The sequence below is a fragment of the Streptomyces sp. NPDC045998 genome (assembly GCF_056430285.1).
On sequence record NZ_JBWKLJ010000003.1, the window covers coordinates 50,767 to 64,285 of the forward strand.

At 72.3% G+C, this 13,519-nt stretch carries 14 protein-coding genes; 4 read left to right on the plus strand and 10 right to left on the minus strand.

Features of this window, described 5'->3' with window-relative positions; translation table 11 throughout:
• Positions 1 to 101: 101 nt before the first annotated feature.
• From AC07FJ_RS09240 to rimP, 3 genes are all read right to left on the minus strand, one after another.
• Positions 102 to 380: a YlxR family protein gene (locus AC07FJ_RS09240; RefSeq protein WP_479047016.1), complete on the minus strand. Its 279-nt coding sequence runs from the start codon at positions 378 to 380 to the stop codon at positions 102 to 104.
• A gap of 137 nt (positions 381 to 517) precedes the next feature.
• Positions 518 to 1,513, minus strand: a complete 996-nt coding sequence (gene nusA, locus AC07FJ_RS09245) for a transcription termination factor NusA (RefSeq protein WP_361429137.1) — start codon at positions 1,511 to 1,513, stop codon at positions 518 to 520.
• A gap of 2 nt (positions 1,514 to 1,515) precedes the next feature.
• Positions 1,516 to 2,013 carry a ribosome maturation factor RimP gene (gene rimP / locus AC07FJ_RS09250; protein WP_479047019.1) on the minus strand — a complete coding sequence of 166 codons (498 nt, stop codon included), beginning with the start codon at positions 2,011 to 2,013 and terminating at the stop codon, positions 1,516 to 1,518.
• Between the two features lie 153 nt (positions 2,014 to 2,166).
• Here rimP and AC07FJ_RS09255 point away from each other — a divergent pair, with 153 nt between their 5' ends.
• From AC07FJ_RS09255 to AC07FJ_RS09270, 4 genes are all read left to right on the plus strand, one after another.
• Positions 2,167 to 2,727: a hypothetical protein gene (locus AC07FJ_RS09255; protein ID WP_479047022.1), complete on the plus strand. Its 561-nt coding sequence runs from the start codon at positions 2,167 to 2,169 to the stop codon at positions 2,725 to 2,727.
• A 25-nt stretch (positions 2,728 to 2,752) separates the two neighbouring features.
• Positions 2,753 to 3,184 carry a ferritin-like domain-containing protein gene (locus AC07FJ_RS09260; protein ID WP_479047023.1) on the plus strand — a complete coding sequence of 144 codons (432 nt, stop codon included), beginning with the start codon at positions 2,753 to 2,755 and terminating at the stop codon, positions 3,182 to 3,184.
• A gap of 271 nt (positions 3,185 to 3,455) precedes the next feature.
• Entirely contained in the window at positions 3,456 to 4,349 is an 894-nt protein-coding gene (locus AC07FJ_RS09265; protein ID WP_479047025.1) for an aminoglycoside phosphotransferase family protein, read from the plus strand.
• A 74-nt stretch (positions 4,350 to 4,423) separates the two neighbouring features.
• Positions 4,424 to 5,392: a slipin family protein gene (locus AC07FJ_RS09270; protein ID WP_479047027.1), complete on the plus strand. Its 969-nt coding sequence runs from the start codon at positions 4,424 to 4,426 to the stop codon at positions 5,390 to 5,392.
• 16 nt (positions 5,393 to 5,408) lie between these two features.
• Here the strand turns inward: AC07FJ_RS09270 and AC07FJ_RS09275 are convergent, their stop codons facing one another.
• From AC07FJ_RS09275 to AC07FJ_RS09305, 7 genes are all read right to left on the minus strand, one after another.
• Complete coding sequence (locus tag AC07FJ_RS09275; protein WP_479047030.1) at positions 5,409 to 7,103, minus strand: proline--tRNA ligase; 1,695 nt, start codon at positions 7,101 to 7,103, stop codon at positions 5,409 to 5,411.
• A 68-nt stretch (positions 7,104 to 7,171) separates the two neighbouring features.
• Positions 7,172 to 7,765: a GNAT family N-acetyltransferase gene (locus AC07FJ_RS09280; RefSeq protein ID WP_479047031.1), complete on the minus strand. Its 594-nt coding sequence runs from the start codon at positions 7,763 to 7,765 to the stop codon at positions 7,172 to 7,174.
• A gap of 15 nt (positions 7,766 to 7,780) precedes the next feature.
• Positions 7,781 to 8,626, minus strand: a complete 846-nt coding sequence (locus AC07FJ_RS09285; protein ID WP_479047033.1) for a GNAT family N-acetyltransferase — start codon at positions 8,624 to 8,626, stop codon at positions 7,781 to 7,783.
• Positions 8,627 to 8,783: 157 nt separating this feature from the next.
• Positions 8,784 to 9,941 carry a flavodoxin-dependent (E)-4-hydroxy-3-methylbut-2-enyl-diphosphate synthase gene (gene ispG, locus AC07FJ_RS09290; RefSeq protein ID WP_468285452.1) on the minus strand — a complete coding sequence of 386 codons (1,158 nt, stop codon included), beginning with the start codon at positions 9,939 to 9,941 and terminating at the stop codon, positions 8,784 to 8,786.
• Positions 9,942 to 10,097: 156 nt separating this feature from the next.
• Positions 10,098 to 11,399 carry a M50 family metallopeptidase gene (locus tag AC07FJ_RS09295; RefSeq protein ID WP_479047036.1) on the minus strand — a complete coding sequence of 434 codons (1,302 nt, stop codon included), beginning with the start codon at positions 11,397 to 11,399 and terminating at the stop codon, positions 10,098 to 10,100.
• Positions 11,396 to 12,658, minus strand: a complete 1,263-nt coding sequence (gene dxr, locus AC07FJ_RS09300) for a 1-deoxy-D-xylulose-5-phosphate reductoisomerase (protein WP_479047038.1) — start codon at positions 12,656 to 12,658, stop codon at positions 11,396 to 11,398. Before dxr ends, AC07FJ_RS09295 begins: the two co-directional genes overlap by 4 nt.
• Before the next feature lie 43 nt (positions 12,659 to 12,701).
• Positions 12,702 to 13,445 carry a hypothetical protein gene (locus AC07FJ_RS09305; protein ID WP_479047040.1) on the minus strand — a complete coding sequence of 248 codons (744 nt, stop codon included), beginning with the start codon at positions 13,443 to 13,445 and terminating at the stop codon, positions 12,702 to 12,704.
• Positions 13,446 to 13,519 lie beyond the last annotated feature (74 nt).

Sequence of the window (13,519 nt, forward strand, 5' to 3'; positions counted from 1 at the left end):
GCGTACTCATCGCGTACTCATCGAGTGCTCATCGCAATCTCGACCTACTTCCAGACTCGCGAGGTACCTGACCGCACGGGGTTCCGTGCCGTACTTCTTTCTTACGGTGCCGACTGCTCGACGTACCGGCGGACGTCGTCCGTTTCGAGCGGTCCCTGGACCTTGAAGGCCCTGGGGAACGCCCTTCGGCGGACCGCCAGGTCGAGACAGACCGAGGCGGGATGCACGTATGCACCCCGGCCGGGCAGCGTACCGCGTGGATCGGGGGCGCAGGCGCCCTCGATCACCACGATGCGCAGCAGTTCACGCTTGGCCGCCCGCTCCCGGCATCCCACGCAGGTTCGCTCAGGGCATGCGCGGGCATGCGTCCGGCCAGACACGCTTAAGTCTACCTCCCCGCACCGACCTCACCCCTTTGGGGCAAAAATCGAACGGTTGTTGTCGTGATCTCGCTGTGGCACAACGTGACCACGGCGCGATCTATTCCCTGGGAGTCCGAGCCGGGGCTCAGCCCTGCTCAGTCCTGCTCGGGGGTCTGCTCCGTGTCGGGGCGGATGTCGATGCGCCAGCCGGTGAGGCGGGCGGCGAGGCGGGCGTTCTGCCCCTCCTTGCCGATCGCCAGGGACAGCTGGTAGTCGGGCACGGTCACCCGCGCGGAGCGGGCGGCCATGTCGACGACCTCCACCTTGGAGACCCGCGCCGGCGAGAGTGCGTTCGCCACCATCTCGGCCGGGTCGTCCGACCAGTCGACGATGTCGATCTTCTCGCCGAGCAGCTCGGCCATGACGTTGCGCACCCGGCTGCCCATCGGGCCGATGCAGGCGCCCTTGGCGTTCAGACCCGAACGGGTGGACCGCACGGCGATCTTCGTACGGTGACCGGCCTCACGGGCGATCGCGGCGATCTCGACGGAACCGTCGGCGATCTCCGGGACCTCCAGCGCGAAGAGCTTCTTCACCAGATTGGGGTGCGTACGCGAAAGGGTGACGGACGGACCGCGCACGCCCTTGGCGACGCGGACGACGTACGTGCGCAGCCGCAGGCCGTGCGTGTACTCCTCGCCCGGCACCTGCTCCTGCACCGGAAGGATGGCTTCCAGCTTGTCGTCCAGCTTGACCAGGACGTTCTTGGGGTCCTTGCCCTGCTGCACCATGCCGGCGACGATGTCGCCCTCGCGGCGGGCGTACTCGCCGAACGTCACGTCGTTCTCGGCGTCGCGCAGGCGCTGCTGGATGACCTGGCGGGCGGTGCTCGCCGCGATGCGGCCGAAGTCCGACGGGGTGTCGTCGAACTCCTTGGGCTCCTGCCCCTCCTCCAGGTCGGCCGGGTCCTCCTTCGCCCACACCGTCACGTGACCGGTCTGCCGGTCGAGCACGGCACGGGCGTGGCGGCGGGCTCCCTCGGTGCGGTGGTAGGCGATGAGGAGGGCCGACTCGATCGCCTCGACCAGCAGGTCGAAGGGAATCTCCTTCTCCTGTGCCAAGCCCCTCAGGAGCTTCACGTCGATGTCCACGGCTACGCCTCCTCTTCCTTCTTGTCCTTGCGGTTGAACTCGATCTCCACGCGCGCCTTCGCGATGTCCGGGAACTCCACGCGGCGGGCGGTGGGCTTGCGCCCCTTCACACCCGGCACCTCGAGATCGAGGCCCTCGTCGTCCACGGAGAGGATGCGGGCCACCAGGTCGCCACCCTCGTGCAGCTGGAGTCTGACCAGGCGCCCGGTGGCGCGTAGGTAGTGGCGGTGCTCGGTCAGCGGGCGGTCGGCGCCCGGCGAGCTCACTTCGAGGACGTACTCCTCGTCGCCCATCGCGTCCGTCTCGTCGAGCTTGTCGGAGATGGAGCGGCTCAGTTCGGCGCAGGCGTCGAGCTCCACGCCCTCGTCCGAGTCCACGACGATCCGGAGCATCCGGCGGCGGCCGGCCCGGGACACCTCGATCTCTTCCAGATCCAGACCCTGGGCGCTGACGAGCGGTTCCAGCAGCCCGCGCAGCCTTTCGCTCTGGGTGGTGCTCATCCGGGTGACTCCTCGGCCGCGTGTGCTGTTGTGGGATCGTCGCGTGTCAGAGCAAAGGGTATCCGGTCGCGGGGGGTGTTGCCGTCCACCTCGCGGGACCCGCGGGTACGCTCGCCTGCGATGATCTTCGCCGGCGGCCGATGGGAGAGACGCGTGGGGCGCAGGGGTACGACACGCAGGCGTGCGCTCATCGCGACGGGCGCGGCGGTCACGGCGGGGCTGTGGACGGCCGGTTGCTCGTCCGACGACGGCGGCTCCGGCCGTTCGGCGTCGGCGGCCGACCGCGCGGCGCGCGAGGAGGCACGGCTGCGCGCCCGCTCCTCCGCGGTGAGCGCCGCGCTGCTCGGGCGGTACGACGCGGTCCTCGCCGCGCACCCCTCGCTGGGCCCCCGGCTGTTCCCGCTGCGGGCGGCGGTCGCCGCGCACACGGCCGCGCTCGCGGAGGACGGCACGCGCCGGGCCGCGTCCCCGACACCGGGCACCGAGGCCGCGGCCCCGCCCGCGGCCTCCACCGCCGCCGCGCCGAGCCCCTCGCGGACGCCGGTGCCGGAGGATCCCGGCGCCGCGCTGGCGGAGCTGGCCGCGGCCGCCCGCCGCGCCGCGGACGCGCACACCGCCGCGCTGCCGGACGCCCCGCCGGAGTACGCGCGGCTGCTCGCGTCCGTCGCCGCGGCGGCCGCCGCGCACGCCTACCTGCTGACCGCCGGCGCCTAGCCGCGGGGCACGAGAGGAGCCGATCATGAGCGCCCTGGACGCCGTCCAGGCGGCACTCGCCGCCGAGCACGCGGCGGTGTACGGGTACGGGGTCGTCGGCGCCCGGGTCGGCGAGGAGCGCCGGGCCGAGGCGACCGCCGCGTACGCCGCGCACCGCGCCCGCCGCGACGCGCTGGCGCGTACCGTACGCGACCTGGGCGGGAAGCCCGCCGCCGCGGCCGCGGGGTACGCCCTGCCGTTCCCGGTGCCGGACGCGGCCGCGGCCGTACGGCTCGCCGCCGAGCTGGAGGACCGGGTGGCGGGCGTCTACGCGGACCTGGTGCGGGCCTCCGAGGGCCCGCTGCGGCGCGAGGCGGCGGGCGCGCTGCGGGAGGCGGCGGTGCGGGCGGTGCGGTGGCGAGGGAGCGGCGTAGCCTTTCCCGGTCTCGCCGAGCGCGCGACCGAGCAGCTGAGCTGAGCTGCAGCGGAGGGTAGGGGTCGCCCGAGGTACGAGGGCGGCACCTGCCCGCAGCGGTAGCGAAGCGGAACGCGACCAAAGAGACCGAGCAGCTGAGCTGAGCTGCAGCGGAGGGTAGGGGTCGCCCGAGGTACGAGGGCGGCACCTGCCCACAGCGGTAGCGAAGCGGAACGCGACCAAAGAGACCGAGCAGCTGAGCTGAGCGGTAGCGAAGCGGAACGCGACCAAAGAGACAGTGAGTCGGGGTTGGGTGAAGGGGAACAACGCACGCATGGCTTTCGAACCGCCGCAGCGACTGGTGCGGGCGCTCGGCGAGGTGTACGGGGACGCGGCCGCGCGGGACTGGCTGGACCGGGTCCCGGGGATCGTGGCGGACGCGTTGGCCCGGCGGGAGCTGGCGGCCGAGCGGGTCGTCGTCCCGGGCGGGCGCAGCGGCGTCGTCGTCCTCGTACGGCAGCGGTCCGGGGAACCGGCCGCGCTCAAGGTCGCGCCGCCGTTCGCCGCGCCGGAGCTGGAGGGGGCCGCGCTCGCGCACTGGAACGGCTTCGGTGCGGTCCGGCTCCTGGACGCCGAGGGGCCCGGGCTGCTGCTGGAGCGGTTGCACACGGAGGTGTCGCTGCGTTCGCTGCCGGAGGCCAAGGCGCTGCTGGAGGCCGCGGGCACGGTCCGGCGGCTGTGGGTGGAGCCGCCCGCCGGGCACGGTTTCGAGTCCGTGGCCGAGCGGACGGCGCGGCAGGCGGAGGCCATGCGGGCGGGCGGGGACGCGGAGTCCGCCGGGCTGGTGGCGGCCGCGCTCGACGCCCGCGAGGAGCTGGTGGCGGCCCCGCCCGAGGAGCTGCTGCTGCACGGGGCGTTCCGGCAGGGCAAGGTGCTGGGCGGGGAGCGGGCGCCGTGGCTGGCGGTGGGGCCGGATCCCGTGGTGGGCGAGCGGGCGTACGACCTGGCGCGGCTGGCGCGGGACCGGGTGGAGGACCTCGTGGCGACGGCCTCGGGCGCCTCGGCGGCGCGCCGCCGGGTGAGCAGGCTGGCCGACTCGCTGGACGTGGACCGCGAGCGGCTGCGTGGCTGGACGCTCTTCCGGGCCGTGGAGTCGGGCACGCGGGCGCTGGCTGCGGGGCGGCGGCAGGACGGGGAGCTGCTGATGGAGTTCGCGGGCTGGCTGTGACACCCTTCCGGGCTCCCCCGGCGCCCCCTTTGGTGCGATATTGGGCTTAACGCACCCGTAAGGGGGTTGTTGTCATGGTCGAGGAACTGCTGACGGTGGCCGCGGCGGCGGGGTCCGCGGGGGCGGTGTACCTGGCGGCCGCGGCGAGGGTGGTGAAGCAGTACGAGAGGGGGGTCGTGCTGCGGTTCGGCCGGCTGCGCAGTGGAGTCCGGCCGCCCGGGTTCACCATGATCGTGCCGTTCGTCGACCGGCTGAACAAGGTGAACATGCAGATCGTGACCCTGCCGGTGCCGGCCCAGGAGGGCATCACCCGGGACAACGTCACGGTCCGGGTGGACGCGGTCGTGTACTTCAAGGTGGTGGACCCCGCCGCCGCGATCATCCGCGTCGAGGACTACCGCTTCGCGGTCTCGCAGATCGCACAGACCTCGCTGCGGTCGATCATCGGCAAGAGCGACCTCGACGACCTGCTGTCGAACCGCGAGAAGCTCAACCAGGGACTCGAACTCATGATCGACAACCCGGCCGTGGAGTGGGGCGTCACCATCGACCGCGTCGAGATCAAGGACGTCTCGCTGCCGGAGACGATGAAGCGTTCGATGGCCCGGCAGGCCGAGGCCGACCGCGAGCGGCGCGCCCGCGTCATCAACGCGGACGCCGAGCTCCAGGCGTCGAAGAAGCTCGCGGAGGCGGCGGGGGTGATGTCGCAGACGCCCTCCGCGCTCCAGCTGCGGCTGCTGCAGACGATCGTGGCGGTGGCCGCCGAGAAGAACTCGACGCTGGTGCTGCCCTTCCCGGTCGAGTTGCTGCGCTTCCTGGAGCGGGCCGCGCAGAACCCGCCCGAGGCACCCGCGCACCCGCAGGGCCTCCACGTCCACGACCCGCACGCGCACGAGTCGCACCCGCACGCGCACGAGTCGCACCCGCACGAGCCGCTGCCGCCCGAGGCGTACGACCACGAGCGGACACGCGAACCGGCGCCGGCCCCGCCGCACGTACACGACGTGCGGGAGGACGACACCGGTACCGCGGGCTGTATGTGACGCGGGCGAGCCCTGCTTACGCGGAGAGGCGGGCGATCGCCTCGTCGACCGTGAGCTCCTCGCGCTCGCCCGTGCGGCGGTCCTTCAGCTCCAGGACCCCCTCGCCGGAGCGGCGGCCCGCCACGAGGATCTTCGGTACGCCGATGAGCTCGGCGTCCGTGAACTTCACGCCCGGCGAGACGCCGGCCCGGTCGTCGACCAGGACCCGCAGGCCCGCCTCGCCGAGCTTCGCGGCGACGTCGAGCGCGAGCTCCGTCTGGAGGGCCTTGCCCGCCGCGACGACGTGGACGTCGGCCGGGGCGACCTCGCGGGGCCAGCACAGGCCCTGCTCGTCGGCGTGCTGCTCGGCGAGGGCGGCGACGGCGCGGGAGACGCCGATGCCGTACGAGCCCATCGTGACGCGGACGGGCTTGCCGTTCTGGCCGAGGACGTCGAGCTGGAGGGCGTCGGCGTACTTGCGGCCGAGCTGGAAGATGTGGCCGATCTCGATGGCGCGGTCCATCTTCAGGCCGGTGCCGCAGTTGGGGCACGGGTCGCCGTCCTCGACCTCGACGACGTCCAGGTACTGGTCGACCTCGAAGTCGCGGCCCACGACGACGTTCCGCGCGTGCTTGCCGGGCTTGTTGGCGCCGGTGATCCAGGCGGTGCCGGGGGCCACGCGCGGGTCGGCGATGTAGCGGACCTTGTCGAGGCCCTGCGGGCCGATGTAGCCGCGGACGAGCTCGGGGCGGCCGGTGAAGTCCTCGGCGGTGACGAGCTCGACGGTGGCCGGGGCGAGGTGGTCCTCCAGCTTGCCGAGGTCGACGTCGCGGTTGCCGGGGACGCCCACGGCGACGATCTCGCCGTCGACCTTGACCAGCAGGTTCTTCAGCGTCGCGGCGGCCGGGACGTCCAGGTGCGCGGCGAGCGTCTCGATGGTCGGCGTGTCGGGGGTGTCCATCTCCTCCAGCGGGCCGTGCGCCGAACCGTCGACGGGCGTCAGCGGGTGCGTGACGGCCTCGGTGTTGGCGGCGTAGTCGCAGGAGGGGCAGTAGACGAAGGTGTCCTCACCGGCGGCGGCCGGGGCCAGGAACTCCTCGGAGGCGGAGCCGCCCATGGCGCCCGAGACCGCCGAGACGATCTTGTGCTCCAGGCCGAGGCGCGTGAAGATCTTGATGTACGCCTCGCGGTGCAGCCGGTACGACTCGGCCAGGCCCTCGTCGGTGGTGTCGAAGGAGTACGAGTCCTTCATCTGGAACTCGCGGCCGCGCAGGATGCCGGAGCGCGGACGCGCCTCGTCGCGGTACTTCGTCTGGATCTGGTACAGGATCACCGGCAGGTCCTTGTAGGACGTGCACTGGTCCTTGACGAGGAGCGTGAAGATCTCCTCGTGCGTCGGGCCGAGCAGGTAGTCGCCGCCCTTGCGGTCCTTGAGGCGGAACAGCTCCGCGCCGTACTCGTTCCAGCGGCCCGTCGCCTCGTAGGGCTCCTTGGGCAGCAGGGCCGGCAGGAGCACCTCCTGGCCGCCGATCGCGTCCATCTCCTCACGGACGACGCGGGCGACGTTCTCCAGGACCTTCATGCCGAGCGGCAGCCACGACCAGATGCCCGCGGCGTTGCGGCGTACGTAACCGGCGCGGACGAGCAGTTTGTGACTGAGCGTCTCGGCGTCCGCCGGGTCGTCGCGCAGTGTCTTGACCATCAACCGGGACATGCGCTGGACCTGGGCCATGGGGAACTCTCCTGCGGTGAAAAGTGTGATGCCTAGGAGGTTAGCCGTGGGTCACCGCCCGGCGGAAATCAGTTCCCGCGCGGGGCGTCGCCGCGCCGCCGCAGCGGGAGCGGCGCGCCCATCACCGCGTACGGCCGCGCCGCGCTCGGGAAGTGGACCCTGCGCGCGAGGTCGTGGTAGCCGAGGGAACGGTAGAGCATGCGGGCCGGGCTCTCCGTGTCGATGGCGGAGAGGATCGAGCGCGGCTGCGCGGCGGCGTCCGTGATGGTGGTGATCAGCTCGCGGCCGATGCCCCGGCCCTGGTACGCGGGGTGGACGTGGAGCTCGGTGATGACGAAGGAGTCGTCGAGCCAGCCCTCGTTGCCCTCGCGGACGAGGTAGGGCTGGACGACCGTCGACCACCAGTGGGCGCGGTCGTTGGGCATCCCGTACACGAAGCCGACGAGCCGCCCGTCGGGCGTGGTCGCGCCGTAGGAGGTGGCGCCGGGGCAGAGCAGGTGGCGCAGCACGATGTGGCGGCGTACGCCGATCTCGTCCTCGCTCAGTCCGAAGGCGAGGGCCTGCACGGCGAGGGCCGCGTCCACGCGCGCGGCGAGGTCGACCGGCCCGACCGCGACGCCGTCGACGTCGTCCGCGTCCCGCACGTCATCCACGTCTTCCATGGGCGAACCCTAGCCTCAGAACAGGACGCTCATGAAGGCCCCGACCTCGCGGAAGCCGACGCGGCGGTAGGCGGCCCGGGCGGGGGTGTTGTAGTCGTTGACGTACAGGGAGACGACCGGTGCGACGTCGGCGAGGGCGTAGCGCAGGACGGCCGCCATGCCGGTCTCGGACAGGCCGCGGCCGCGGTGTTCGGGGGCGACCCAGACGCCCTGGATCTGGCAGGCCTGCGGGGTGGCGGCGCCGATCTCGGCCTTGAAGACGACCTTGCCGTCCTCGACGCGGGCGAAGGCGCGGCCCGCGCCGACGAGCTCGGCGACGCGCGCCTGGTAGAGGAGTCCGCCGTCGCCGGCGATCGGCGAGATGCCGACCTCCTCGGTGAACATCGCCACGCACGCCGGCATGATCACGTCCATCTCGTCCTTGCGGACGCGGCGGACGAGCGGGTCGGGGTCGACGTCCGGCGAGGGCCGCTCGGTGACCATGAGCGGCTGGTGGGGGCGGACGTCGCGGGCCGGGCCCCAGCTCGGTTCGAGCAGCCGCCACAGCTGGGCGGTCGGTTCGGCGGGGCCGACGATGGAGGAGCAGCGCCGCCCGGCGCGGCGGGCGCGGTCGGCGAAGGCGCGGACGGCCTCGGGGCCGGCGCAGATGGGGACGAGGTTGGCGCCGGAGTAGCACAGCGAGGTGAGCCGCCCGTCGGCGTACCAGCCCCACATCTCGCCGCCGAGGCGCCACGGGTCGAGCCCGGCCGCCCGCACGCGTGCGGTGACGAACGCGTTCTGGACGGGGTCGCTTTCGAGGATGGCGAGCGCGGCGCCGAGGTCGCCGGGTTCGAGGACCCGGGTGGTGGTCTGCGTCAGCACGAGGGGGCCTCACCGTGTTCCGACAGGGTCCTGGCACTGTACCTGGCGGCGCGGGAGGAGGGGCAGGACGGCCGGGACGGCGACGAGCCCCGCCGGGGGTGCGGCGGGGCTCGTCGGTGTGCTGGCCGGCGTGCTCGTCGGCGTACGTACGGTGGGGTCAGCCGGCGACCGAGACGGTGGGCTCGCCGGAGGCGATGCCGTCCTTCTCCATCTGCTCGGCGATCTTCAGGGCCTCTTCGATGAGGGTCTCGACGATCTTCGACTCCGGCACGGTCTTGATGACCTCGCCCTTGACGAAGATCTGGCCCTTGCCGTTGCCGGAGGCGACGCCGAGGTCCGCCTCGCGCGCCTCGCCGGGGCCGTTGACGACGCAGCCCATGACCGCGACGCGCAGCGGGACCTCCATGCCCTCCAGGCCCGCCGTGACCTCGTCCGCCAGCTTGTAGACGTCCACCTGGGCGCGGCCGCAGGACGGGCAGGAGACGATCTCCAGGCGGCGCTGGCGGAGGTTCAGCGACTCCAGGATCTGGATGCCGACCTTGACCTCCTCGGCCGGCGGCGCGGACAGCGAGACGCGGATGGTGTCGCCGATGCCCTCGCTCAGCAGCGCGCCGAAGGCGACGGCCGACTTGATCGTGCCCTGGAACGCCGGGCCCGCCTCGGTCACGCCCAGGTGCAGCGGGTAGTCGCAGGCCGCGGCCAGCTGGCGGTAGGCGGCGATCATCACGACCGGGTCGTTGTGCTTGACGGAGATCTTGATGTCGCGGAAGCCGTGCTCCTCGAAGAGGGAGGCCTCCCACAGCGCCGACTCGACCAGCGCCTCGGGGGTGGCCTTGCCGTACTTCTGGAGCAGGCGCCGGTCCAGCGAGCCCGCGTTCACGCCGATCCGGATGGGCACACCGGCGTCACCGGCGGCCTTCGCGATCTCCTTGACCTTGTCGTCGAACTGCTTGATGTTGCCGGGGTTCACGCGGACCGCCGCGCAGCCCGCGTCGATCGCCGCGAAGACGTACTTGGGCTGGAAGTGGATGTCCGCGATGACCGGGATCTGCGACTTCTTCGCGATCACCGGCAGCGCGTCCGCGTCGTCCTGCGTCGGGCAGGCCACGCGGACGATCTGGCAGCCCGAGGCCGTCAGCTCGGCGATCTGCTGCAGCGTGGCGCCGATGTCGGACGTCCGGGTGGTCGTCATCGACTGCACCGAGACCGGGGCGTCGCCGCCGACCGGGACGCTGCCCACCATGATCTGCCGCGACGTGCGCCGGTCGGCGAGCTTGGTGGGAACGGACGGGATACCGAGAGAAATCGCGGTCATCTGGTGTGCAACCCCAAGGTGTGGATCGAGGTCCCGAGATCGGCGGGCTCCAGGTTTGAGGTTACAGCCCCGGGGTGAAGGGGCCGGACACCACGGGGTGTCCGGCCGCCCGTCCCACTCGCACGGCTGTACCCACTCGAAGGGGGACGGCCGCCGCTAGGAGATCCTCACCGGGTTCACGATGTCCGCGACCAGCACGAGCAGCGTGAAGCAGATGAAGATGCCCGCCACGACGTACGCCACCGGCATCAGCTTCGCCACGTCGAACGGCCCCGGGTCGGGGCGCCGGAAGACCTTGGCCACGGTGCGGCGCAGGGACTCCCACAGGGCGCCGGCGATGTGCCCGCCGTCCAGCGGCAGCAGCGGCAGCATGTTGAAGAGGAACAGCGAGAGGTTGAACATCGCCAGGGTCAGCAGGAGCGTCGCCACGATGTTCGGCGCCGGGATGTCGAGGTTCATGACCTCGCCGCTGATCCGGGCGGCGCCGACCACGCCCACCGGGGAGTCGGCCTTGCGCTCGCCGTCGCCGAAGGCCGCGTCCCACAGGTCGGGGATCTTCGACGGCAGGGCGATGACGGAGTCCACGCCGTCCTCGATCATGTCGCCCATGCGGGACACGGACTCGCCGAAGGTGAGCGGCTCGATCACGGTCCGCGCCTCGAAGCCGAGGTAGCCGGCCCGGACGTACTTCTCGGCGATCACCTCGCCGTCGGCGTCCTTGGCCATCACCGTGTTCTCGATGAGCTTGGGGTGCAGGACCACCTCCTGGCCGTCGCGCACGACGGTGACGGTGGCCGGGCCGATGGTGGAGCGGATGCGCTCGGAGAGCGTGGGCCAGTCGTGGACGGGGTCGCCGTTGAAGGCGACGATCCGGTCGCCCACCTTGAGTCCGGCCGCCTGGCCGGGCGAGACCGGGTCGCCCGCGGCGCACTTCTGCCGGTCCTCGCTCTGCTGGATGACGCACTTCTGGACCCCGGCGACCTCGGTGGTCTGCTTCTGCATGCCGAAGGTCATGCAGACGCCCACGAAGATCGCGACGGCGAGCACCAGGTTCATGAAGGGGCCCGCGAACATCACGATGACGCGCTTCCACGGCGCGCGCGTGTAGAACAGCCGCGTCTCGTCGCCCGGCCGGAGCTCCTCGTACGCCGCCGAGCGGGCGTCCTCGATCATGCCCCGGAAGGGCGAGGTGGAGCGCGCCTCGATCCGGCCGTCGTCGCCGGGCGGGAACATGCCGATCATGCGGATGTAGCCGCCGGCGGGGATGGCCTTGATGCCGTACTCGGTCTCGCCCTTCTGCCGCGACCAGAGGGTGGGGCCGAAGCCGACCATGTACTGCGGGACGCGGATGCCGAACATCTTGGCCGTGGTGAGGTGGCCGAGCTCGTGCCAGGCGATGGAGACGAGCAGGCCGACGGCGAAGACCGCGATGCCGAGGAACGTCAACAGGATCGTCATGCGCGAGCCTCCGCCATGGTTTTCTCCGCCAGTTCACGGGCCCGGGCGCGGGCCCAGGTCTCCGCCTCCAGGACGTCCGGCACCGTCAGTGAGGTTCCCGAGCCGGGTGTGCCGTGTTCCGCGACGACCGCGGTGACCGTGTCCATGATCCCCGTGAAGGGCAGCCGGCCGTCGAGGAACGCCGCGACGCACTCCTCGTTCGCGGCGTTGAAGACCGCCGGGGCCGTGCCGCCGAGCTCGCCGACGTGCCGGGCGAGGCCGACGGAGGGGAACGCCTCGGTGTCCAGCGGGAAGAACTCCCAGGTCGAGGCCGTGGACCAGTCGAAGGCGGGGGCCGCGTCCGGGACGCGCTCGGGCCAGCCGAGCCCGATGGCGATGGGCCCGCGCATGTCCGGCGGGGTCGCCTGGGCGAGGGTCGAGCCGTCCGTGAACTCCACCATCGAGTGAACGTACGACTGCGGGTGCACGACGACCTCGATGCGGTCGAAGGGGATGTCGTAGAGCAGGTGCGCCTCGATGACCTCCAGGCCCTTGTTGACCAGGGTGGCGCTGTTGACCGTGATGACCGGCCCCATGGCCCAGGTGGGGTGCGCGAGGGCGTCCTCGCGGGTCACGTGGGCCAGCTCCGCCTTCGTACGGCCGCGGAAGGGGCCGCCCGAGGCGGTGACGACGAGCTTGCGGACGTCGGCGCGGGTGCCGGCGGCGAGCGCCTGGAAGAGCGCGGCGTGCTCCGAGTCGACCGGGATGATCTGGCCCGGCTTGGCGAGCGCCTTGACCAGCGGCCCGCCGACGATGAGCGACTCCTTGTTGGCGAGGGCGAGGGTGCGGCCCGCTTCGAGGGCGGCGAGCGTGGGCGCGAGGCCGATGGAGCCGGTGATGCCGTTGAGCACCGTGTGGCAGGGGGAGGCCGCGACTTGGGTGGCGGCGTCCGGACCTGCGAGGATCTCCGGCAGCGGCTCCGAGCCGGGGCCGGAACCGTACAGCTCGGTGAGCGCCTCCCGCAGCGCCGGGACCGCGTCCTCACGCGCCACGGCCACCGTGCGGACCCGCAGCCGGTGCGCCTGCTCGGCGAGGAGCCCGGCCCGGCCGCCCGCGGCGGACAGGGCCGTGACACGGAACCGGTCGGGGTTGCGCAGGACCAGGTCGATGGCCTGCGTACCGATGGACCCGGTGGAGCCGAGGACGACGATGTCCCGGCGGCCTTCGGCCGGATCGAAGGCGATGTGCGGGTCTGCGAGGGGAGATGGGCTGTCGCTCATGCCCCCATTCTTGCCGCAACGGGCGGGTGCCGGGACCGCGCCCCTACGCGCCGCCGCCCGTGGCCGACTGGAACTTCTCCCACTGGGCGGTGACGACCTCCTGCGGGACGCCGCCGAAGTCCTTGGTGTCGAGGACGTCGGCGCGGAAGGCGAGGGTGGTGGAGCCCGAGCGGACGACGGTGAGGTACTCGTACAGCCTGAGATCCTTGTTCTTGACGTCCTGGAGGGTGAAGCGGAACGCCTTCGCCTCGTCGCCGACGGCGGGCGCCTTCAGCGGCTCGACCTTCAGGTAGCGCGCCTCGACGAGGGCCCGGTCCTCGGTGAAGCCTGCCGCGCAGGCGGTGCCCGCCTTGGTCAGGGCGGCCATGACGGCGGTGGCGTCCTTCGCCGCGTACGAGCGGAGCTGGACGGTGACGTCGACGGAGCGCAGCTCGCCGTCGACGGAGAGCCTGCGGTTCACCTCCGCGACCGGGTCGTGGGCGGTCGCGCCCTTGACGAGGCTGACGAACGGCTGGCAGACGGCCGGGTCGGCGGTGTAGGCGTCACGAAAGGGGCCGTCGCCGCCGAGGAAGGGGCTCGCGGTGTACGCGCCCGCCTTCTCGTCCTCGGCGAAGGCGGCGGCGGTCAGCTGGGCCTCGGTGAGGGGCGCGGGGGCTTTCGCACGCGCGGAGGGCTTGGCCTTGGGGTCGTCGGGCTCCCCCGCGCCGCACCCGGCCAGCAGGAGCATGCCGCCGAGCGCGGCGGCGACGCGCCCGGTCCGTCCGTACCGCTTTCCCGCCCCGTACATCCGTGCTCCCGTTCGTCGTCGAGATCGTGGTGATCTCGGCTCGATTATGGGTGCCGGTCGTGCCGGGGCGGGCC

Excerpts from the sequence above, each read along its gene's own strand:
- ispG (WP_468285452.1), bottom strand. The coding sequence starts at position 9,941 with ATGACCGCGATTTCTCTCGGTATCCCGTCCGTTCCCACCAAGCTCGCC.
- dxr (WP_479047038.1), bottom strand. The coding sequence starts at position 12,658 with ATGAGCGACAGCCCATCTCCCCTCGCAGACCCGCACATCGCCTTCGAT.
- AC07FJ_RS09275 (WP_479047030.1), bottom strand. The coding sequence starts at position 7,103 with ATGGCCCAGGTCCAGCGCATGTCCCGGTTGATGGTCAAGACACTGCGC.
- AC07FJ_RS09265 (WP_479047025.1), top strand. The coding sequence starts at position 3,456 with ATGGCTTTCGAACCGCCGCAGCGACTGGTGCGGGCGCTCGGCGAGGTG.
- AC07FJ_RS09280 (WP_479047031.1), bottom strand. The coding sequence starts at position 7,765 with ATGGAAGACGTGGATGACGTGCGGGACGCGGACGACGTCGACGGCGTC.
- AC07FJ_RS09295 (WP_479047036.1), bottom strand. The coding sequence starts at position 11,399 with ATGACGATCCTGTTGACGTTCCTCGGCATCGCGGTCTTCGCCGTCGGC.
- AC07FJ_RS09260 (WP_479047023.1), top strand. The coding sequence starts at position 2,753 with ATGAGCGCCCTGGACGCCGTCCAGGCGGCACTCGCCGCCGAGCACGCG.
- rimP (WP_479047019.1), bottom strand. The coding sequence starts at position 2,013 with ATGAGCACCACCCAGAGCGAAAGGCTGCGCGGGCTGCTGGAACCGCTC.
- AC07FJ_RS09270 (WP_479047027.1), top strand. The coding sequence starts at position 4,424 with ATGGTCGAGGAACTGCTGACGGTGGCCGCGGCGGCGGGGTCCGCGGGG.
- AC07FJ_RS09305 (WP_479047040.1), bottom strand. The coding sequence starts at position 13,445 with ATGTACGGGGCGGGAAAGCGGTACGGACGGACCGGGCGCGTCGCCGCC.